At 45.0% G+C, this 18,250-nt stretch carries 23 protein-coding genes; 8 read left to right on the top strand and 15 right to left on the bottom strand.

The genetic code is table 11. The features are described from left to right. The first annotated feature begins 78 nt into the window (after nt 1-78). Genes G9F50_RS11980 through mnhG form a run of 7 tightly spaced genes read left to right on the top strand, consistent with a single transcriptional unit; the run spans nt 79 to nt 5,848 of the window. On the top strand, nt 79-2,481 hold the full coding sequence (locus G9F50_RS11980; protein ID WP_151280771.1) for a Na+/H+ antiporter subunit A: 2,403 nt from the start codon (nt 79-81) through the stop codon (nt 2,479-2,481). Further along, nucleotides 2,478-2,909, top strand: coding sequence for a Na(+)/H(+) antiporter subunit B (locus G9F50_RS11975; protein ID WP_007408670.1), 432 nt, complete (start codon nt 2,478-2,480; stop codon nt 2,907-2,909). Before G9F50_RS11980 ends, G9F50_RS11975 begins: the two co-directional genes overlap by 4 nt. Continuing rightward, nucleotides 2,909-3,250 carry a Na(+)/H(+) antiporter subunit C gene (locus tag G9F50_RS11970; RefSeq protein ID WP_003152063.1) on the top strand — a complete coding sequence of 114 codons (342 nt, stop codon included), beginning with the start codon at nt 2,909-2,911 and terminating at the stop codon, nt 3,248-3,250. The genes G9F50_RS11975 and G9F50_RS11970 overlap by 1 nt, the downstream gene beginning before the upstream one ends. Next, the gene (locus G9F50_RS11965; protein WP_060561879.1) at nt 3,243-4,724 is read left to right on the top strand and encodes a Na+/H+ antiporter subunit D; all 1,482 of its coding nucleotides are present in this window, start codon (nt 3,243-3,245) and stop codon (nt 4,722-4,724) included. Before G9F50_RS11970 ends, G9F50_RS11965 begins: the two co-directional genes overlap by 8 nt. A gap of 5 nt (nt 4,725-4,729) precedes the next feature. After that, the gene (locus tag G9F50_RS11960; protein WP_007408672.1) at nt 4,730-5,206 is read left to right on the top strand and encodes a Na+/H+ antiporter subunit E; all 477 of its coding nucleotides are present in this window, start codon (nt 4,730-4,732) and stop codon (nt 5,204-5,206) included. Further along, entirely contained in the window at nt 5,206-5,490 is a 285-nt protein-coding gene (locus tag G9F50_RS11955; RefSeq protein WP_012118311.1) for a Na(+)/H(+) antiporter subunit F1, read from the top strand. The genes G9F50_RS11960 and G9F50_RS11955 overlap by 1 nt, the downstream gene beginning before the upstream one ends. After that, nucleotides 5,474-5,848, top strand: coding sequence for a monovalent cation/H(+) antiporter subunit G (gene mnhG / locus G9F50_RS11950; RefSeq protein WP_003152056.1), 375 nt, complete (start codon nt 5,474-5,476; stop codon nt 5,846-5,848). Before G9F50_RS11955 ends, mnhG begins: the two co-directional genes overlap by 17 nt. Nucleotides 5,849-5,887: 39 nt before the next feature. Here mnhG and G9F50_RS11945 read toward each other — a convergent pair whose 3' ends face one another. The 6 genes from G9F50_RS11945 to degQ form a co-directional block, all read right to left on the bottom strand. Next, complete coding sequence (locus tag G9F50_RS11945) at nt 5,888-6,271, bottom strand: hotdog fold thioesterase (protein ID WP_012118312.1); 384 nt, start codon at nt 6,269-6,271, stop codon at nt 5,888-5,890. Between the two features lie 21 nt (nt 6,272-6,292). Then, nucleotides 6,293-6,937, bottom strand: coding sequence for a two-component system response regulator ComA (gene comA / locus G9F50_RS11940; RefSeq protein ID WP_003152052.1), 645 nt, complete (start codon nt 6,935-6,937; stop codon nt 6,293-6,295). Nucleotides 6,938-7,017: 80 nt separating this feature from the next. Next, the gene (locus tag G9F50_RS11935; RefSeq protein ID WP_277987468.1) at nt 7,018-9,369 is read right to left on the bottom strand and encodes a sensor histidine kinase; all 2,352 of its coding nucleotides are present in this window, start codon (nt 9,367-9,369) and stop codon (nt 7,018-7,020) included. Continuing rightward, nucleotides 9,347-9,517, bottom strand: coding sequence for a competence pheromone ComX (gene comX, locus G9F50_RS11930; RefSeq protein WP_015418105.1), 171 nt, complete (start codon nt 9,515-9,517; stop codon nt 9,347-9,349). The genes G9F50_RS11935 and comX overlap by 23 nt, the downstream gene beginning before the upstream one ends. Further along, entirely contained in the window at nt 9,514-10,443 is a 930-nt protein-coding gene (locus tag G9F50_RS11925; protein ID WP_231945405.1) for a polyprenyl synthetase family protein, read from the bottom strand. Before G9F50_RS11925 ends, comX begins: the two co-directional genes overlap by 4 nt. A gap of 130 nt (nt 10,444-10,573) precedes the next feature. Then, nucleotides 10,574-10,714 (bottom strand): degradation enzyme regulation protein DegQ, encoded by a 141-nt coding sequence (gene degQ, locus G9F50_RS11920; protein WP_003152043.1) that lies wholly within the window; start codon nt 10,712-10,714, stop codon nt 10,574-10,576. Between the two features lie 464 nt (nt 10,715-11,178). Between degQ and G9F50_RS11915 the strand changes: the two genes are divergently transcribed. Next, nucleotides 11,179-11,520, top strand: a complete 342-nt coding sequence (locus G9F50_RS11915; RefSeq protein ID WP_060561880.1) for a YuzC family spore coat inner layer protein — start codon at nt 11,179-11,181, stop codon at nt 11,518-11,520. 6 nt (nt 11,521-11,526) lie between these two features. On the opposite strand, the gene G9F50_RS11910 is transcribed toward G9F50_RS11915, so the two are convergent. The 9 genes from G9F50_RS11910 to G9F50_RS11870 form a co-directional block, all read right to left on the bottom strand. Beyond that, entirely contained in the window at nt 11,527-12,750 is a 1,224-nt protein-coding gene (locus tag G9F50_RS11910) for an EAL and HDOD domain-containing protein (RefSeq protein WP_007408678.1), read from the bottom strand. Nucleotides 12,751-12,879: 129 nt separating this feature from the next. After that, nucleotides 12,880-14,346: a nicotinate phosphoribosyltransferase gene (locus tag G9F50_RS11905; protein ID WP_020954301.1), complete on the bottom strand. Its 1,467-nt coding sequence runs from the start codon at nt 14,344-14,346 to the stop codon at nt 12,880-12,882. 17 nt (nt 14,347-14,363) lie between these two features. Beyond that, nucleotides 14,364-14,915, bottom strand: coding sequence for a cysteine hydrolase family protein (locus G9F50_RS11900; protein WP_060561881.1), 552 nt, complete (start codon nt 14,913-14,915; stop codon nt 14,364-14,366). Nucleotides 14,916-15,011: 96 nt separating this feature from the next. Continuing rightward, nucleotides 15,012-15,410: a YueI family protein gene (locus tag G9F50_RS11895; protein WP_003152031.1), complete on the bottom strand. Its 399-nt coding sequence runs from the start codon at nt 15,408-15,410 to the stop codon at nt 15,012-15,014. Between the two features lie 65 nt (nt 15,411-15,475). After that, nucleotides 15,476-15,724: a YueH family protein gene (locus G9F50_RS11890; protein ID WP_007408681.1), complete on the bottom strand. Its 249-nt coding sequence runs from the start codon at nt 15,722-15,724 to the stop codon at nt 15,476-15,478. Nucleotides 15,725-15,796: 72 nt separating this feature from the next. Further along, nucleotides 15,797-16,018, bottom strand: coding sequence for a spore germination protein (locus G9F50_RS11885; protein WP_007408682.1), 222 nt, complete (start codon nt 16,016-16,018; stop codon nt 15,797-15,799). Between the two features lie 61 nt (nt 16,019-16,079). Next, entirely contained in the window at nt 16,080-17,186 is a 1,107-nt protein-coding gene (locus G9F50_RS11880; protein ID WP_007408683.1) for an AI-2E family transporter, read from the bottom strand. 136 nt (nt 17,187-17,322) lie between these two features. Next, the gene (locus G9F50_RS11875; RefSeq protein ID WP_003152023.1) at nt 17,323-17,559 is read right to left on the bottom strand and encodes a DUF2642 domain-containing protein; all 237 of its coding nucleotides are present in this window, start codon (nt 17,557-17,559) and stop codon (nt 17,323-17,325) included. 137 nt (nt 17,560-17,696) lie between these two features. Continuing rightward, the gene (locus tag G9F50_RS11870; protein ID WP_007613450.1) at nt 17,697-18,227 is read right to left on the bottom strand and encodes an HD domain-containing protein; all 531 of its coding nucleotides are present in this window, start codon (nt 18,225-18,227) and stop codon (nt 17,697-17,699) included. Nucleotides 18,228-18,250 lie beyond the last annotated feature (23 nt).

The raw sequence follows: 18,250 nt of genomic DNA, 5'->3' as shown, positions 1-18,250 counted from the left end.
CCTATGACCGTGAATTGATTGATTCACTCTTACATAAAGCAGTTGCTTGATGAAAAAACAAGCAAAGGAGGTCTTCTGTTGCAGCTGTTACATTTCGCGATTTTGGCGCCTTTTTTATTTGCATTTATCGTTCCCTTTCTTTATAAACGGGTAAAACAAGTCCATACAGGCTGGTTTGTGCTGATAGTGCCCGTTGTGCTGTTTGTTTACTTTATCAGCAAGCTCCCTGTAACAATGGCTGGGGAAACCGTCCGGTATGCGGCCGAATGGATTCCGTCCCTCGGTATTAACTATACCGTTTATATTGACGGACTCGGGCTGTTATTCGCTTTATTGATTACGGGCATCGGGTCTTTGGTGACGCTTTACAGTATTTTTTACTTATCGAAGGACAAAGAAAAGCTCGGCCCCTTTTATGTGTACCTGCTGATGTTTATGGGCGCGATGCTCGGCGTTGTGCTCGTCGATAACGTCATCGTGCTGTATATGTTCTGGGAGCTGACAAGCCTGTCATCCTTCTTATTAATCGGGTATTGGCATAAGCGGAAGAAATCACGCTACGGGGCGGAAAAGTCACTGCTGATTACCGTCGGCGGCGGGCTGTGCATGCTCGGCGGCTTTATCCTGCTGTATCTGATGACGGATTCTTTCAGTATCAGGGAAATGGTCAACCAGGTGCATATTATCGCAGGCCATCCGTTCTTTATTCCGGCGATGGTTCTCCTGTTATTGGGGGCCTTTACGAAATCAGCGCAGTTTCCGTTTTATATCTGGCTGCCTGATGCCATGGAGGCGCCGACTCCTGTCAGCGCCTATCTGCACTCGGCTACAATGGTGAAAGCGGGCATTTATGTGATTGCCAGATTCAGTCCGGTTTTTGCATTTTCACCCGTCTGGTTTTGGACGGTTGCCTCAGTCGGTCTGATCACGATGGTATGGGCTTCCTTTAATGCGATGAAACAAACCGATTTAAAAGCGATTCTGGCATTTTCCACAGTCAGCCAGCTCGGTATGATTGTATCGATGCTCGGCGCAGGAGCCGCCGCGCTTCATTACCAGCATTCAGAGTATTTTACGGCGGCTGTCACTGCGGCTGTGTTTCACTTAATTAACCATGCTACTTTTAAAGGAAGTTTATTTATGGCGGTCGGCATTATCGACCATGAAACGGGAACACGGGACATCCGCAGGCTCGGCGGACTGATGGCGCTTATGCCGGTAACGTTCACCGTTTCACTGATCGGAACGTTTTCCATGGCGGGCCTCCCTCCGTTTAACGGCTTTTTAAGTAAAGAAATGTTCTTTACAAGTATGCTGCGGATTGCTCATGCAGATATTTTCAGTCTTGATACATGGGGCGTGCTGTTCCCCGTTCTCGCATGGATCGGGAGCGTCTTCACTTTCATCTACAGCATGAAGCTGTTTTTCAGAACGTTCAGCGGCGCGCGCAAACCTGATCAGCTTGAAAAGACGCCGCATGAAGCTCCGCTCGGCATGCTGATTTCGCCGGTCATTCTTGCCGCTTGCGCCGTCAGTCTGTTTTTTGCACCGAACGTTTTGTCTTACAGCCTGATTGAACCGGCGATGAACTCCATTTATCCGGCTCTGTTAACCGGCGGAGATACATTCCATGTCCATATTTCCCAGTGGCACGGGGTGACGGCTGAGGTAATGATGACCCTCGGCATCATCATTGTCGGCACGATCGGTTACGTAACGCTGTCTAAATGGGAGCGTTTGTACGGTCTGTTTCCGAAAAAACTGACGCTGAACAAGCTTTACGATGCGGTGACAGGCAGTATGGAAAAAAGATCTTACCAGCTGACGTCATCTTATATGACCGGATTTTTGCGGGATTATCTGCTGTATATCTTTGCGGCGTTTATCATTCTCATCGGGGCGGCGTTCGTCACAAAAGGCGGCTTTTCCATGACAGCGAAAGGCATGGCTGAAATCGGCCTGTATGAAATCGTGCTGTCCCTCGTTATGGTGAGCGCAACGATTGCGACTGTGTTCGCCAAATCGCGGCTGACGGCCATTATCTCACTCGGTGTTGTCGGGTACACACTCGCGCTGTTTTTCGTGATTTTCAGAGCCCCCGATCTGGCGCTCACGCAGCTCGTCATTGAGACGATATCCGTCGCCTTGTTTCTTCTTTGTTTTTACCATCTGCCGAAAATGCGGCGGAAAAAGAAGACAAGAACATTCCGGATGACCAATTTTATCATTTCTCTCGGTGTCGGCGTCATCGTGACAATGCTCGGAATCGCGTCTTCCAGCGAAAAAACAAAAGACAGCATCTCCTCCTTTTTCACCGCTTACAGCCATAAGCTCGGGGGAGGAAACAATATCGTCAACGTCATCCTCGTTGATTTCAGGGGATTTGATACGATGTTTGAAATCACGGTGCTGTCGATTGCCGCACTCGGGATTTACGGCATGATCAGAACGAAAGTAAAAGAGGAGGGAGAAGAGCGTTGAGACAGCAAAACACAAACGACATCATCCTTCAGACGGCAACGAAGCTTGTATCTTTTATCATTCTGCTTTTCTCTTTCTATTTATTTTTATCGGGGCATAACGCCCCCGGCGGAGGATTTGTCGGCGGACTGATTACGTCTTCGGCCATCGTGCTGTTGCTTTTGGCCTTTGATTTAAAAACCGTCAAATCGATTTTGCCCGTCAATTTTATTTATGTGGCGGGCGCGGGTCTGCTTATCGCGATTGCAACGGGTGCAGGTTCGTTCTTATTCGGAGCACCCTTTCTCACCCATACATTCGGCCATTTTCATCTCCCTGTGCTTGGGAATACGGAGCTTGCGACGGCCACTTTGTTTGATTTAGGTGTGTATCTCGTTGTTGTCGGCGTGACGATGACCATTATTCAAACGATTGGAGAGGAAGAATAGTGGAAATCTTAATGTCTGTCATTGCCGGTATTTTGTTTATGGCGGCAACCTACCTGCTGCTTTCTAAAAGTCTGCTGCGCGTGATTATCGGCACCGCGCTTTTAAGCCACGGCGTCCATTTGCTGCTTCTGACCATGGGCGGACTGAAAAAAGGCGCTCCTCCCATACTGGGCGGAAAAAGCACGTCGTTTGTCGATCCGCTGCCGCAGGCACTCATACTGACGGCGATCGTTATTTCGTTCGGCGTCACGTCCTTTTTGCTTGTGATGGCGTTCCGCGCCTATCAGGAACTGAAAACGGACGATATGGATCGAATGAGGGGAAATGATCAACATGAATAACTTTGTGATATTGCCTATTCTGGTGCCGCTGCTTGCCGCAGTGCTGCTGATTTTTATGAACAGGCGCGTGATGCTGATGCGGATATTCAGCACTGCCGCTTCCTGTGTCTCCATCGTCATCAGCGCCGCTCTCGTTCAGACGGTTTTCACACACGGGATTCAGACGCTGACACTCGGCGGCTGGAAAGCGCCGTACGGCATTGTGCTCGCCGCGGATCAGCTTGCCGCACTGCTTGTTTTGACAACCGCCATAATCGGGCTGCTCGTCACCCTGTACTCCTTCCGCTCCATCGGAGAAAAAAGGGAGCGCGCTTTCTATTATTCAGGGGTGCAGTTTCTTCTGGCCGGCGTAAGCGGAGCGTTTTTGACGGGTGACCTGTTCAACATGTACGTCTTTTTTGAGCTTCTGCTTATCGCGTCCTACATGCTGATCGTGCTTGGCGGAACGAAAATTCAATTAAGAGAATCATTGAAGTATATCGTGTTTAACATTGTGTCATCCGCGTTTTTTGTCATCGGCGTCGGTTACTTATATGCGGTGACGGGCACGCTGAATATGGCTGACCTAAGCGTAAAAATAAGCGAATCGGGCCAGACCGGGCTGATAACCGTCATCGGCGTCCTTCTTCTCGTCGTTTTCGGTTTAAAGGGCGGGATATTCCCGCTGTATTTCTGGATGCCGGGCTCTTATTACGCCCCGCCGGCTGCGATTTCGGCCTTATTCGGGTCTCTTTTGACGAAAGTCGGCCTGTACGCCATTTTAAGAGTATTCACCCTGATCTTTATTCACGATACGGGCTTTACCCACCAATTGATGATGTGGCTTGCGATGCTGACGGTGCTATTCGGCGTCATCGGATCTATCGCCTTTTCGGATGTCATGAAAATCGTCATCTACAATATTATTACAGCCGTCGGCGTGATTTTGTTCGGCATTGCCATGAACACGCCGGCCTCCATTCAAGGAGCGGTTTATTACTTGATTCACGATATGCTGATTAAAGGAGCGCTGTTCATGCTCGCCGGCACGCTTATCGCATTGACGGGCACTGCCAGCCTGCATAAAATGGGCGGACTGATCACCCGTTATCCCCTTTTAGGATGGATGTTCTTTATTTCAGCCATATCTCTGGCCGGCATCCCGCCGTTCAGCGGATTTGTGGGCAAGCTGAAGATCGCGGAAGGCGGGTTCGATAAGGGGGAAACTTTGTTTTCCGTATTGATTCTCTTATCAAGCCTGCTTGTGCTCTATTCCGTGCTGAAGGTTTTTACGACGGCTTTTTGGGGGGAAGAAAAAGAAGTCCCCGGCGCAGGCGGACGGTCCGCAAAAGGACTTCTTTATCCGGCAGCCGCTTTTCTCCTTTTGTCGCTTCTGTTCGGGCTCGGAACCGAATGGGTTTCACCGTATGTCAATCAGACGGCTGAGAATCTGCTGAATCCGGAAAAATACATTGAAGCTGTTTTGAAGGAGTAGATGGCATGGCTTTTCAACTATTATTAAATGTTCTTCTCGCTGTTTGCTGGATGTTTCTCACAAACAGCCTCAGCGCGGCGGGTTTTATGACCGGATTTATCGCGGGCTTAGCGGCGCTGTTTTTTTTCCGGCGCTTCTTCTCGCGGCCGTTTTATATTTGGAAAATATGGTCAGTCATCAAACTGGCGCTGATCTTTATAAAGGAATTATATTTGGCCAATGTCAGCGTGCTGAAAACCGTTATATCGCCGAAACTGAACATCCGCCCGGGCATTTTCGCGTTTAAGACGGAATTGACGGAGGATTGGGAGATCACGCTGCTCTCGCTGTTAATCACTTTAACACCGGGTACGCTCGTGATGGATATCTCCGATGACCGGTCGATTCTCTATATACACGCCATGGACATTGAAGATGCGGAGAAAGCGATCCATGACATCCGCGTCTCTTTTGAGAAAGCCATTCAGGAGGTGAGCCGCTGATGTTTACGTTTATTCTGCAATTATCACTCGGCATTATGGCGGTTTCGACTCTTCTGTACGTCATTCGCGTCATAAAAGGGCCTACGATACCGGACCGGGTCGTCGCGCTTGATGGGATCGGCATTAATCTGATTGCCATGACCGCGCTTGTATCCATTCTCTTAAACACCTCGGCCTTTTTAGACATCATTCTGCTGCTCGGCATTTTATCGTTTATCGGCACGATTGCCTTTGCTAAGTTTTTGGAGAAAGGAGAGATTATCGAAAATGATCGAAATCGTTAAATGGGCCGTCGCCGTTTGTATTCTGATGGGATCGCTGATCTGCCTGGTCGCGTCTTTCGGCACACTCAGGCTTCCTGATGTGTATACGCGCGCCCACGCCTCTTCAAAAGGCTCGACACTCGGCGTTAATTTGGTATTGCTCGGGGTGTTAGGCTACTTGTGGATGCTGACCGGAGAAATTTCTGTAAAAATACTGCTCGGCATCATTTTTATCCTGCTGACGGCGCCGGTCGGAGCGCACCTCATATGCAGGGCCGCGTACAATTCGGGAGCGGCGCTTGATAAAAGAAGCGTTCAGGATGATTACAAAGGGATCAGAAACTTTGTGATCAAACGAAAAGAAGATTCATATTTGTAAAAACAAACAGCCGGACGATTCAGGGTTCCGGCTGTTTGTTTATTTTGTTATAACAGCCAGCGTGCAGCGGGAAACACAGATCAGCCTTTCCCGTTCATCGAAAATGTTAATCTCGTACACAATGGTTGCCCTGCCTGTGTGAACGGGTTTCGCAATCGCTGTGACCGTCCCGCCCTCTTTCACGGATTTTAAATGATTAGCATTAATCTCAAGCCCGACACACGCCTGGTTCGACCGGTCGATAAAATGCTGGGCCCCGACACTAGCAACAGTCTCCGCCAGCGCTGCTGACGCGCCTCCATGCAGATATCCGAAAGGCTGCACCGTCCTCTTATCCACCGGCATCACCGCCACGCATCTCTCCGGCGTGTTTTCAGTGATTTCAATACCGAGTGCGCCGAGCAATGTATTGTTCAGATTCATAGGTCATTCTCCCTTCAAGATTTATAGTACGTTATCTGACTTGGCGATCAGCACCGCTTCAGTGCGGGAGCCGACATTCAGCTTGTTAAAAATGGATGTCAGGCTGTATTCAATTGACCGCTTGCTTAAGTGAAGCGCATCTGCGATTTCCTGATTGGTCAAACCTTTTTCGACCTCTTGGAGAATATGGCGCTCTCTCGGGGTTAACCGATCCTGCTCACTTTGAGGGGAAGAAGACGTTTTTGTTTTTTGCTGGGTCATCAGCTGTTTGAAATAGGAGAAATCAACTAAAATCTGTCCGTTGAGCACGTGATATATGTATTGCATGATTTTCTCTTTAGATTCGGTTTTGCTGATGGCGCCATGCAGGCCCGCGCGGATGGATTCTTCAAAATAATCTTCAACCTCATAGCCTGTGTAGACAATGATTTTACAGAGAGGATTCTCTTTTAAGATTTTCTTGGAAAGCTCTATGCCGCTGATGTCATCACCCAGATTTAAATCCATTAATATGAGATCGTAAGCTGAAAAATCATGCCGGAGAACGAATTGCTCACTGGCATCAGGACTGAGGCAATCGACAGAAAGATTCGTGTCCGTTTCCAGAATCGTCTTGGTGCCCTCCATGACAGCCGGATGATCATCAATCACTAGTATCTTTTTCATGGTTTCCTCCCTTTTACTCACTCATTTCCATTTTATTAAAAAGACTTGGCTTCTGCCAAGTCGATTTGGTGATAAATTGGTTACAATTCCATTTCAATATCCGCTTTAAAACCGTTTCCTTCACTTGTGTCGATTTTCATCCGTCCGTCAAGCGCACGGACGCGCTCCTTAATACCCGAAAGCCCCATACTCATCGACTGGCCGCCGCCTTTTTCCTGATTGCAGCCGACACCGTCGTCTTCATAATGCAGAATCACTTTATTTTGAATGCTGATCAGCATAATCAGCACCTCATTCGCCTGAGAATGCTTCATGGCGTTCGACAGAAATTCCTGAATGATGCGGTACAAATTCAGCTGCGTATCCAAATCCAGCGCCGCCGTAAACCGGCCCGTATTCAGACGGATATGAAACGGCGCACGCTCCTGCTGCTGCGCGGCAAGCTTGGATACCGCCTTGACCAGACCCAAATCATACAGCAGCTGAGGACGAAGCTCATGGCACGTCTCCCGGGTCATCAAAATGACATCCGACATCTGCTCATTCATCTGATGAAGCTTGTCCTGCACCTCTAACTGGCAAGGCTCCTCTTTCTTAAAATCGGCCAGAAACAGCTCACACTGGCGCTTCAAAGAAATCAAGTCCTGCAGCACTGAATCATGCAGATCACGGGCCAAATCCGAACGCTGCTTTTCCTCGATCGTAAACATCAGCTTTTTGAGCCAGACCGGGTTTGAGCCTTGTTGTTTTAGATTTTGGAGGTGATCCATAAGTTCCTCAATTTGCAGAACATTTTCCATCGATACACTGGTATAAAATGATAACGTCTTCAGCCATGAAGTCTCATCCATTGTAAGTCTTGGTGTATTTATGCTTGATAAACAAAGCAAAACATAAGAACTTGTTCCTCTCTCGCCAATTTTCATGAGGAACCCTTGATTAATCTCAATGATTTTGCCGATTTCCGAATTGACCTTTTCAAATTTGTCTTTATAGGGATACCAATTTGGTTCTGTACTTTGTTTGTCAAAATACACAATTTCTCCGCCAGAACTAATTTCAAAAATATAAGCTTTGCTTACTGGCAAAACATCTAAAATTGTCGCTTTAAGATGTGTGAAAACTTGGTCCAAGACTGACACACTTTTAATCAATTGTGTGTATTTAAAAATACTGTCTTGATAATTATACTTTTCTGAGAAACGCTTTAAGCGGAACTTATAGTCCAGCACTTCTTTAAAATAAAAAACAGAAAGCATAATCAGAAAAACAAACAAGGTGATTTGAAAAGTATTAAAATCTCTATTTTTATTCATAAACACAACAAAAACCCAAACGATACCAATTGAGGGGATAACCGCCAACAAACAATAATACCTCAAGCGTCCCAACAAAAAATCAATATTATAAATCTTATTAACAACAAATTGATATACCAGTGCTAACGGTATAAGCAAAAGAAAAGGTGCAGTGATTACCGCACTATATACATATTGTCCAAAGATCACAAGAGGAACAATATATAATAAAGTAAAAGGTAAGAATGCAATGGTATTAGATACTAATAATACTTTTAACAAATAAGCAAAATCTTTCTTTCTATGCTTGATTTGATAAAGTATAAGACATACATAAACCACCATCATTTCAAATAAAAAAGTTAAGAGATTAAGGCTTGTAATCACATCATACTTTATATGCTTTTCAAATAGTTCACATATGATGTTCACTAAAGGTAAATTATACAAAATTAAAATATAAATCCCTCGTGAAAATTTCACGTTTAATTCTTTAAAATATTGATGCAGGAAATTAAGATACAAAACAGGCACTGCTAAAAATGTATAAAGATTAATATAACGATTTACAGAGTATCCCCTTGTCACTCCTCCGGCACTTAAATAAGCAATAGATATACATAGCAAAAAACAAATCAGAATATATGCTGATATGCTGTCTTTCTTCAAATTAACTCTAAAGATGTAAAAAATACATATTAAACTCAGTAAATAAAAAATACCTGGTACAATATATGAAAAGAAACTGTACGGGCTATCTAAATAGATAAATTCAAAGTTATCTAACTTAATTAATTTATCATTACGTTCAACTTTTAATTGTCTAACTTTAGCTAAGTAAGAGCCATAAATGTTTTCTTTATTTGGTTTATGTCCATTTATTTCAACAATTTTGTCTCCAATTTCCAACCCCATTAATCTTCCATAGGAGGATCTTGTCATATCAACAACTTTCAGTTCTTGATTAGAAACTTTAACTACATTGGTACCTATAATTATTCCATTTTGAGTATAATAAACTACTAAAGTAAAATAGAAAATACTGAACAATAATAAGGCAACCGAAAAAAACTTTAAAAACTTCTTCAAAATAACATGGTTCACTTGTTTTTTAAGTACGCCAAGCAGGATCATCATTCCCTATTTTGAATTTATTGTTAAAAATTTTAATAATATCAGGAATAAGCGAGTCTGGAATACTTATTAAGCTCACTTCTCCCATCCCGAGTTTTTCCACAACCTCTGGATTCTTCATTAAAAAATTTACGATGTCTTGGTTCATAATGGTGCGCCCTCATTCAATGATTTGTAGTTGAAAAATTCAAGTTTAATATTGAGTTTATTTAATTCCGTCATTATTTTATCCTCATATAATCTGATCATAATCGAAACATATTGAGTCACTCCGGCCTCCCAAAGTTTTTGTTTAAATAAGTTTATATCAGAAAGCAATAATTGATACTCCCTTTTTGAATTCATTATATTGAGGATTGATACTGACATCGGATTAAATTTACGTTTTAAGTATAATAAAACTAAATTATTTCTATTTTTGTTAATATCACTGCATTCAATATTAAACAGTCCGTAATAATCATTCTCTATTTGTTTCACGATTCCCAACCAATAGGAATAATTCTCAACAGTTTTGTTATACTCTCCGCATGCAAGCATAGTTCCTAAAACACATGGCATCGCAATAAGTGAACCTGATTTATGTTTTATCATTGCGAGACATTCTTCTTCCGTTCCAGCCGAATTCTTTAGGTCATCATGCTGCCCTTGCATTGCCTCTATTGCATAATTTAAAGCTAACCGAGAAAAGTCAGAAACTGTACAAAGAGAATTAATGAATTGTATACTAATCGTATAGAGAGTTGTTGAGGCATTTAACGATACTGAGCGGTCTATTTTCATCCAAAGAGCACTTCCATTATCCTCATCTTCATGGTCATCTAAAATATCAAATGATAAGATTAACAACTCAATTCCTGCAGCCAGCATCTCTATTTCTTTGAAATTTGCTCCGTTAAATGCTATGTAATGCTGATATGCCAAGTTTCCAAAAAAGAAGGATTCTTTTGTTTCAATGAAAGAGTACAGCAGACTGATCAAATCCGAATTGTAAAGATTAGTATTTACAATTTCCTTCATCTTCTCTTTAATCGTTTCGGCATCTAAACACATTTGCTCAATAATTGTCTTCACCCTCCCATTCTATTTTACTAAATGCAGGTGATGAAAGACAGCAGGTTTTTCGTTTTTTAACAATCGTATAATACTTTATCCATGAAATGGATAAAAAATGCACAAAAAAAAGACTTGTTTCCAAGTCTTTTTAAGAAATTTTCATTGCATATGAGAATTTATCGAGCTGATCAATGCTTTTGTTAATGTTTCGTAATGAGTCGGTTGTTTCTCTGATATCATTTTCAAGTCGGAATAATAATTGCTTTACTTCTTCTAATTTGTTTTCCACCGTTTCCACACTCCTTTTTTTGAAAGATCAATGAATTGTGTATGGTGAACGAGTCCTAGGTATTTGATCTGTTACTAATAGTGTAAACGTTTTTGCGGGATTTTTCACCGAAAAGTATGTGTAAAAGTATCTGCGTGACACCGCAAACCATGGTAATCCTATAGTCCCGAATGGAGCATTTAGCGAACAGGACTATATAACTACCAGAAAGGCAGACGTTTAGGATGAAGCAGACCAATCTGGCGGTTCTGCTGTTTTTTTAACGGTTTTCCGACAAACCGGCAAGGACTATAGTCCCTGCCGTCGCAATTTCAAAACAGAATGGGCGAACAGCGTCGCATAACCACCGACAAACACCGAAAAGACCGCAACCCCCGCATTGTGGTCTTTTGCATGTCATAACTCGTTATCACGCCGCCTATACTCATGTATAACGAATGTTTTCTCAGGAAGGAGGCCGCCATATGCATTATGTGTATCCATGCTTCCCTGTTTTCGCCGCGCCATACCGGCATCCTGCGCCCAGTGCCCCGGTTCACGCAGATATTTTGACAGCGTCCGCAAAAGAGGCTGCGGGCATGCTGGAGGATGCCCGCCTGCTCCTTGCGCGGCTGTCGGCGTCAAAAGAGCTTGCGCGCCATATCCTCACCGCAGCGCAATCATCTGACACCGCAGCGGTCAAGCGGCTCATTAAGCAGACCGGCATCAAAACTGACTTTGACGTGACGTATAATCCCGACGGCATCCGTGTCAGTCTGGTCAGAGAGCAAAGCCGGTTTATCATCGCCCTCAGGTGGTCGGCTTAAAGCGGCTCAATCCACGATCAGCTGCCGGCACCATTCGATCGCCTGTAAGTAACATTCATACGCTTCTTCTTTGTTCAGTTCTTTTCCCCACTCGTCACAGTCCCAGTTGTTGCATTCAATGGCTTTGACGAACGCGAGCATCTTATAATAATCGTTTTCATAACCGAGCAGCGCCTGTCCGACTTCATCGATTAAAGGCAGTTCTTTGATGATATCCTCCAGCTCCCTGTGGAGAAGCGTATCGATGAGCGAAAACATGCCGATCAGCATGTAAGAAGAGGGCTGGGGCCTTCCGGTTCTTTTCGCCAGCAGTTCGCACAGTTTGGCCCTGATTAAGGAAATCTTAATGATTTCTTTTTGGCTTGAGTGGCTTTTCGCCGTTAAATCTCTGAATGAAAGAATGTAAATCAAGCGCTTAATTTCATTCAGCCCAAGCATCATGATGGCCTGCTGGATGCTGTCTATCTTTTTTTTCAGCCTTGTTTGCGATCCGTTTAAAAAACGCAGAATCTGATACGATAAGCTGACGTCCCGCTCTATGTATTCCGTCACGCGCTGTATATTGGGCTGGTCATTGTTTAATTCGCTTAAAAGCTGGTAGTAAGAATGAAAATGAAACGTCAGATCATTTCCGCTGATGACACGCGGTTCACTGAAAAAATATCCTTGAAACAGGTGAAAGCCGTCTATGGCCGCCTGTTTATAATCTTTTCTCGTCTCCACTTTCTCCGCTAAATAAATCAGACTTTTACAGCTGTACGTCTGAATGATTTTTTTGCGCTCCAGACGCGAGGATTGCAAAAAGTCGATTTTTAAAATATCAATATATTTCATCAGCTGTTCCACTAACTCTTCATTTTCCGGATTGATGGCGTAAAAATCATCAAGTGCTAATGTATATCCTAATTTCTTCAGCTGTCTGCATCTTGAGATGAGTGCCGGAGTGATCGGTATGTCCTCAAGAATTTCGATAATAAGCTGGTCAGGATCAAAGGAGGTAGGGAGATCTGAAAACATCAGGCTTTCTGTAAAATTCACAAAGCAGCGTTTCCCCTCAGTCAGCTTTTCGATTCCGATGTTGATAAAGCTGTTAATAATGAGATCCGTCGTAGCTTTATCTCCGTCAGCGGCCGAATAACGGTTCTCTTCGCTCTCCCGGTAAAGAAGTTCATAAGCAACAACCTGTTCGTTTCTGTTGAAGATAGGCTGTCTCGCAACAAACACCTTCATTCATTTACCCCCTTAGATGCGGCCTTCGAACATAAGTATATCAAATAACTTGACGAAATTTGTCTAAATGTGAAAAATATTATCACAACAAAAAGGCCTTTCCAGAGAAAGGAAAGGCCGCTTTGTCTTCTATTCAAGTTCCCGTTTCAGCTCGCTTTTGATTTCATGAATCCGCTGCATTTTGTTGCTCCAGCAGTCTTCGCTTAAATCGACCGGATATTCTTCCGGCTTGCTGATCCGTTTGTATTCCTCCCACAGAAGTTTGAGGTTATCCTGCACGTATTGCTGGATGTCGGTAATTTCGGGATTATCATAGCATAAAACGCCGTTTTCAAAGATCGGCTCATGCAAGTCTTTCGCATAGAAATCAGTGACGAATTTGCTGACGAACGTGTGGACGGGATGGAACATTTTTAAGCGTTTCTGATCATTTACCCGCTCGTCATAAAGCGCGATATAATCACCTTCCGAGTGGTGATTCAGCTTGTTGATAATCCGGTATACTCTCTTTCTCCCCGGCGTTGTCACTTTTTCAGGGTTTGACGAAATTTTAATGGTGTCCGTCAGTTTGCCGTCCTCTTCAATGGCGACAAGCTTGTAAACCGCGCCGAGGGCCGGCTGATCGTATGCGGTAATCAGCTTCGTGCCGATGCCCCACGTATCGATTTTCGCTCCTTGGGATTTCAGATTTAATATCGTGTGCTCGTCAAGATCGCTTGAAGCAATGACCTTTGCGTCTGTGAAACCCGCTTCATCAAGCATTTCACGCGCTTTTTTTGACAGGTACGCCAAGTCCCCGCTGTCCAGGCGGATGCCGATGAAGTTGATCCGGTCGCCGAATTCCTTTGCGACTTTAATCGCATTCGGCATGCCCGAACGGATCGTATCGTACGTATCTACGAGAAACACGCAGTCTTTGTGGGTCTCCGCATATTTCTTAAATGCCGTATATTCATCGCGGTACGCTTGTACGAGCGCATGAGCGTGCGTGCCGGATACGGGTATATTAAAACGCTTTCCGGCTCTTACATTACTCGTTGCGCTGAAGCCGCCGATCAAAGCCGCTCTCGCTCCCCACATAGCCGCATCCATTTCATGGGCGCGCCGCGTTCCGAATTCGAGGGCGTCTTCGTCACCGACAACGCCTTTAATGCGGGCCGCTTTCGTTGCGATTAATGTTTGGTAATTCACAATGTTAAGCAGAGCCGTCTCAATCAGCTGGGCTTCGATCAGGGGCGCTTCGACCCGCATAATCGGTTCGTTGTTAAAAACGAGCTCGCCTTCTTTCATGCTGTAAAGAGATCCGGTAAAAGAAAGATCCCGTAAATACTCAATGAAATCATCAGCATAGTGCAATTCCGTTTTTAAATAATTCAGATCGCTGTCGGTAAATTTGAAGTTCTCCAAGTATTCGATTGCTTTTTCTAATCCCGCAAATACCGCATAGCCGTTTTCAAAGGGAAGCTTTCTGAAAAAAAGCTCAAAAATCGCTTTTTTCTCATGAATGCCGTCTCTCCAATACGTTTCGGCCATATTAATTTGATAAAGATCTGTATGTAAAGACAAACTGTCGTCTTTAAAACCATGCTCCACCAAAATTATTTTCCCCTTCCTTACTCTGCCACTTGCGCTCCGATGCTGTTCTTAAAATGGGACAGGGCCCATTCATGCCCTTCCGGATTAAAGCTGGCCACAGCGTTTTTATGAATGACAATCTGAAAGCCCTTGTTGTAGGCGTCAACCGCCGTGTGAAGAACGCAGATGTCCGTGCACAGGCCCGCAAGATGCAGCTCAGTGATCTGCCGTTCCCGCAATTTCAGCTCTAAATCCGTTCCCGCAAAAGCAGAATATCTCGTTTTTTCCATATAATTTACGTTTTTTGCGTGTTTATGTTTCTCATAAAGAGGCGATAGCCTTCCGTACAGCTCTTTGCCCTCCGTGCCGTTGATATTATGCGGAGGAAAAAGGCGTGTCTCGGGATGAAAGTCATCGTCTGCATCATGCGAATCAACCGCAAAGACAACATAATCACCGTTTTCTATAAATGCTTGCGTCAAACTGACAATCGTATCTTCAATCTGTCTCGCGGGTTCTCCGCAGGTTAATGCCCCGTTCTCTGCTGCAAAATCATTCGTATAATCAATGCATATAAATGCTTTTTTCATAGCCGGCCTCCCCGCCATTCATATGAAAACCATTATATCCTATCTCCACTTGTAAGTGAATTGGCATTGTAAAATGACAAACGGTGTTTTGCCCTTTTAAGATTTCAGGAGTGAGCGCTGAAAAATGTCATCCTGTACGTAAATGCCGTCAAGGTTCACGGCATAATCGGCGGCAAAAACCAGGCCGAGCGGCGTTTCGAATTGAAGATCCGATATGACGGAGCTTCGGACACCGGCAAGTGCGGCAAGCTTCATATATGGTGAATAAGCATGATACGGGAGCCTTCCGTTTATATAGAGCACCGCGTCTTTTCGGCTTTTCAGCGCCTGTTTCACTTCTTCATACGGCTGCTTTTGCAGCACCTGCCCCTTCGTCAGGGCAATGATGACTCTTTCACGCAGCGAGCCTAAAAATAAATGGCGTTCATCCGGTTTCGTCTGCAGAGGGCCGTACATCCCCTGCTGTAAATAAAGGTCAACCGTTTTGTCGCTCATCGGCCTGTCCCTCCTCAGCTTGTTTTACAATTATCGCCCCGGACGGGACGCAGTAAACCGCTTCGTTACATTTCAGCCACCCAATGGGAGATCTTGCCGGCGAGTTCTCCGGCGGGTTCTTCTTCAATCAGTTTGCTGAATGATTGGAAAAGCCGCTGCGCCAGCGCCTTTTTCTCTTCTTCATAGGAAATGATCGTGCTCCACTCAAGTTCCGGAACGGCTACAAGGGTATGCTGTTCTTTTTTATTTTCATGCAGATATACATCACCGATCATTCCGGACTGCACGGTAATATTCGCTTTTCTGATTTTCATAAAAAATTCCCCTTTTATAAAGACTGATTCTATTATACTACAAAAAAGCGACAGCCTCCTAAAAGGAGGCTGTCACGCGTTAAACCAATCAGGTTCGTCAAACACATCGATGTCTTCAAAGCGCGTTTTGCTGAATTTATTAGTAACTTTGACAAAATCTCCGGAATGAAACGCCCCTGCCCCCGCGCCTGAGTGGTCAACGGCTTTGGGAGAAATGGCAAACACGTCACCGAAGCTCGCCGCAGCGTCTCCGGCTAAACTCATAATATAAATCGGTCCCACAATTGCAGGCATACCCACACCTCCGCTTTTCTTTACAGCATTTTATGCGCTGCATCGGGAGTTGTGCCCGTTTTTATTTCGGCTTGCGGCTGTCTTCGAGCTTTGACCGCTGACGAAGTTTGATAAGCCGGACGATATTTAAGACGAAAGCTTTTAAAACCGCGTAAACCGGCACGGCCAGAATCATTGCGAGAATGCCTCCGAAACTGCCCGCTCCGATAAGCAGAAGAATAATGGTGAGCGGGTGGGTATTGAGCCGTTTCCCGATGACAAGCGGAGAAAGCAGGTTCCCGTCAAGCTGCTGGACGACAACGACAACAATAACGGCAAACAGCGCCTTAGCCGGCGAATCCATAAACGCGATAATCACCGCGGGCGCCGCCCCGAGAAACGGCCCCAGGTACGGAATAATATTGGTGACGGCGATCACCATCCCGAGAATTAACGCATACTGCAGGCCGATGATCCAATATCCGATAAAGCATGCCGTTCCGACAAAGAGACAAATCAGCAGCTGTCCTTGGAAATAGGCGGCCAATGTGACATATAAGTCATTAAATATTTTACGACCTTCCGCCCGGTAGGAAGTAGGCAGGATTTTAACCGCCAAGAGCGGAAACCGCCGGCCGTCCTTCAGCATATAAAACAAAATGAACGGAACGGTGATCACGACAAGCGTGATATTCGTAACGACGCCGAACACGGCCGACAGGCTTGCCGTAATATTTTGCGGAAGGCTTTGTAAAAATCCCGTCAGAGACTGCTGGACTTTTTCTATCGACACATAATCCTGCGTCATCATCCACGTAAACCATTTGGAATGGGATAACTGCGCCGTCAAGACTTGAATCTGATGAATGTAATCAGGGAAATTGTTAATCAGCCCCGTGACCTGGGAAGCCACAATCGGTCCGATGGCGGTGAACATAAAGGCAATCAGGCCGATGAAAACGAGATAAATGAGCAGGATCGCCAATGTCCGGGGGATTTTTTTCTCAAGCAGGCGCACGATCGGATTAAAAATGAAAAACAAAATGCCCGAGATCAAAATCGGAAAAAACAGAGTGGTGATAAAACCGAAAAACGGCTGAAAAATAAACGAGACTTTCGTTGATACGTAAATAATGAGCAAAACGAGCAAAATTTGCAGCGTCCAAAAATGGACCTTTGATTTCAACAAGCGGTTTCCTCCTATTGTCATGTGAACTTGTACTGTGATTGTACCAAAAAAAGCCGCCGTGCATCTATGTATCTCAAAAAAGAAGACGCACCGGGGTTCTATAGGGCCGCCTCCGGTTTGCGCCTTATTCGGGCTGTTACACGCGTTCGGTATAATCAGGCATGACGGAAACCACATGGCGGTTTCTGATATAAAATACACGGTCATGCGTTTCTTCAATGGCGATGTGATCCGGAGTGGCATCAATCAGCCGTCCTCTGACAATGCGTCTGACGGTTTGAATGATAAACCTTGAGCCGATAAGCTTATGGATGGTCTGATAAACGTAAGGATCTACTAACGAGACGATTTGCGGGCTTCCTTGATGGGCCATTTTCGCTGATCCCCTTTACTATGTTTTCCTTCAGCATATGCAGCGGACAAAGGCTTTGACACAGTACGTCTATCGGAGCGGAAAAGGTGTTAGTGAGCATGCGGAGTTATGTAAGCGGAAAAGGCCGCATGAGTGGCCTAGACTGAGCTTCTTATGGGATATTGGGCTTGGTCAATTAACTGATCAAGCTTTTGGATTTGTTTGAGCGCGGCGGTGTGATCCATTTGGCGGTAATGGTGATGTCCGCCGGGTTCTTCATCGAGTTCATCCGCTTGTTTCACGATTTGCTGGAGCGTATTCTTGTCCAGTTCGCCTTCAGGCAGATAGGAATCGGTGTGAAGCAGAATCGCCAGCGCAATGTCCTTCGCCGCTTTCGGTTCTTCACCGAGCCGGATGAGCAGCTTATGCGCCCGTTCCGCGCCTTTAATGGCATGGATATCGTTTCTTCTGTACTTTTCATAATCCCATTTGCCGTCTGTGTACCATTCATAATGGCCGACGTCATGCAGTAAAGCCGCTTTCGCCGCAAGATCCGGGCTGACACCTGCTTTTACGGCAAGACGGTATGCATGAAACGCGCAGGCGATCGCATGGGCGACACCGGAACGCTGTAAATACTTTTGTGCGATTGGATGGGTGAAGACATCCATTAACGTTACATTTCTCATGGAAACCCCTCCTTATTTATATT

Source organism: Bacillus sp. EKM206B, from assembly GCF_011066015.1.
GTDB lineage: Bacteria > Bacillota > Bacilli > Bacillales > Bacillaceae > Bacillus > Bacillus velezensis.
This window is presented reverse-complemented; position numbering and strand designations above follow the sequence as displayed.

Excerpts from the sequence above, each read along its gene's own strand:
- G9F50_RS11960 (WP_007408672.1), top strand. The coding sequence starts at position 4,730 with ATGGCTTTTCAACTATTATTAAATGTTCTTCTCGCTGTTTGCTGGATG.
- G9F50_RS11870 (WP_007613450.1), bottom strand. The coding sequence starts at position 18,227 with ATGAGAAATGTAACGTTAATGGATGTCTTCACCCATCCAATCGCACAA.
- G9F50_RS11945 (WP_012118312.1), bottom strand. The coding sequence starts at position 6,271 with ATGAATCTGAACAATACATTGCTCGGCGCACTCGGTATTGAAATCACT.
- comX (WP_015418105.1), bottom strand. The coding sequence starts at position 9,517 with ATGAACCAAGACATCGTAAATTTTTTAATGAAGAATCCAGAGGTTGTG.
- G9F50_RS11965 (WP_060561879.1), top strand. The coding sequence starts at position 3,243 with ATGAATAACTTTGTGATATTGCCTATTCTGGTGCCGCTGCTTGCCGCA.
- G9F50_RS11885 (WP_007408682.1), bottom strand. The coding sequence starts at position 16,018 with ATGCCTGCAATTGTGGGACCGATTTATATTATGAGTTTAGCCGGAGAC.
- G9F50_RS11875 (WP_003152023.1), bottom strand. The coding sequence starts at position 17,559 with ATGGCCCATCAAGGAAGCCCGCAAATCGTCTCGTTAGTAGATCCTTAC.
- comA (WP_003152052.1), bottom strand. The coding sequence starts at position 6,937 with ATGAAAAAGATACTAGTGATTGATGATCATCCGGCTGTCATGGAGGGC.
- G9F50_RS11895 (WP_003152031.1), bottom strand. The coding sequence starts at position 15,410 with ATGAGCGACAAAACGGTTGACCTTTATTTACAGCAGGGGATGTACGGC.
- G9F50_RS11935 (WP_277987468.1), bottom strand. The coding sequence starts at position 9,369 with ATGATCCTGCTTGGCGTACTTAAAAAACAAGTGAACCATGTTATTTTG.
- mnhG (WP_003152056.1), top strand. The coding sequence starts at position 5,474 with ATGATCGAAATCGTTAAATGGGCCGTCGCCGTTTGTATTCTGATGGGA.
- G9F50_RS11910 (WP_007408678.1), bottom strand. The coding sequence starts at position 12,750 with ATGAAGGTGTTTGTTGCGAGACAGCCTATCTTCAACAGAAACGAACAG.
- G9F50_RS11890 (WP_007408681.1), bottom strand. The coding sequence starts at position 15,724 with ATGAAAATCAGAAAAGCGAATATTACCGTGCAGTCCGGAATGATCGGT.
- G9F50_RS11915 (WP_060561880.1), top strand. The coding sequence starts at position 11,179 with ATGCATTATGTGTATCCATGCTTCCCTGTTTTCGCCGCGCCATACCGG.
- G9F50_RS11900 (WP_060561881.1), bottom strand. The coding sequence starts at position 14,915 with ATGAAAAAAGCATTTATATGCATTGATTATACGAATGATTTTGCAGCA.
- G9F50_RS11955 (WP_012118311.1), top strand. The coding sequence starts at position 5,206 with ATGTTTACGTTTATTCTGCAATTATCACTCGGCATTATGGCGGTTTCG.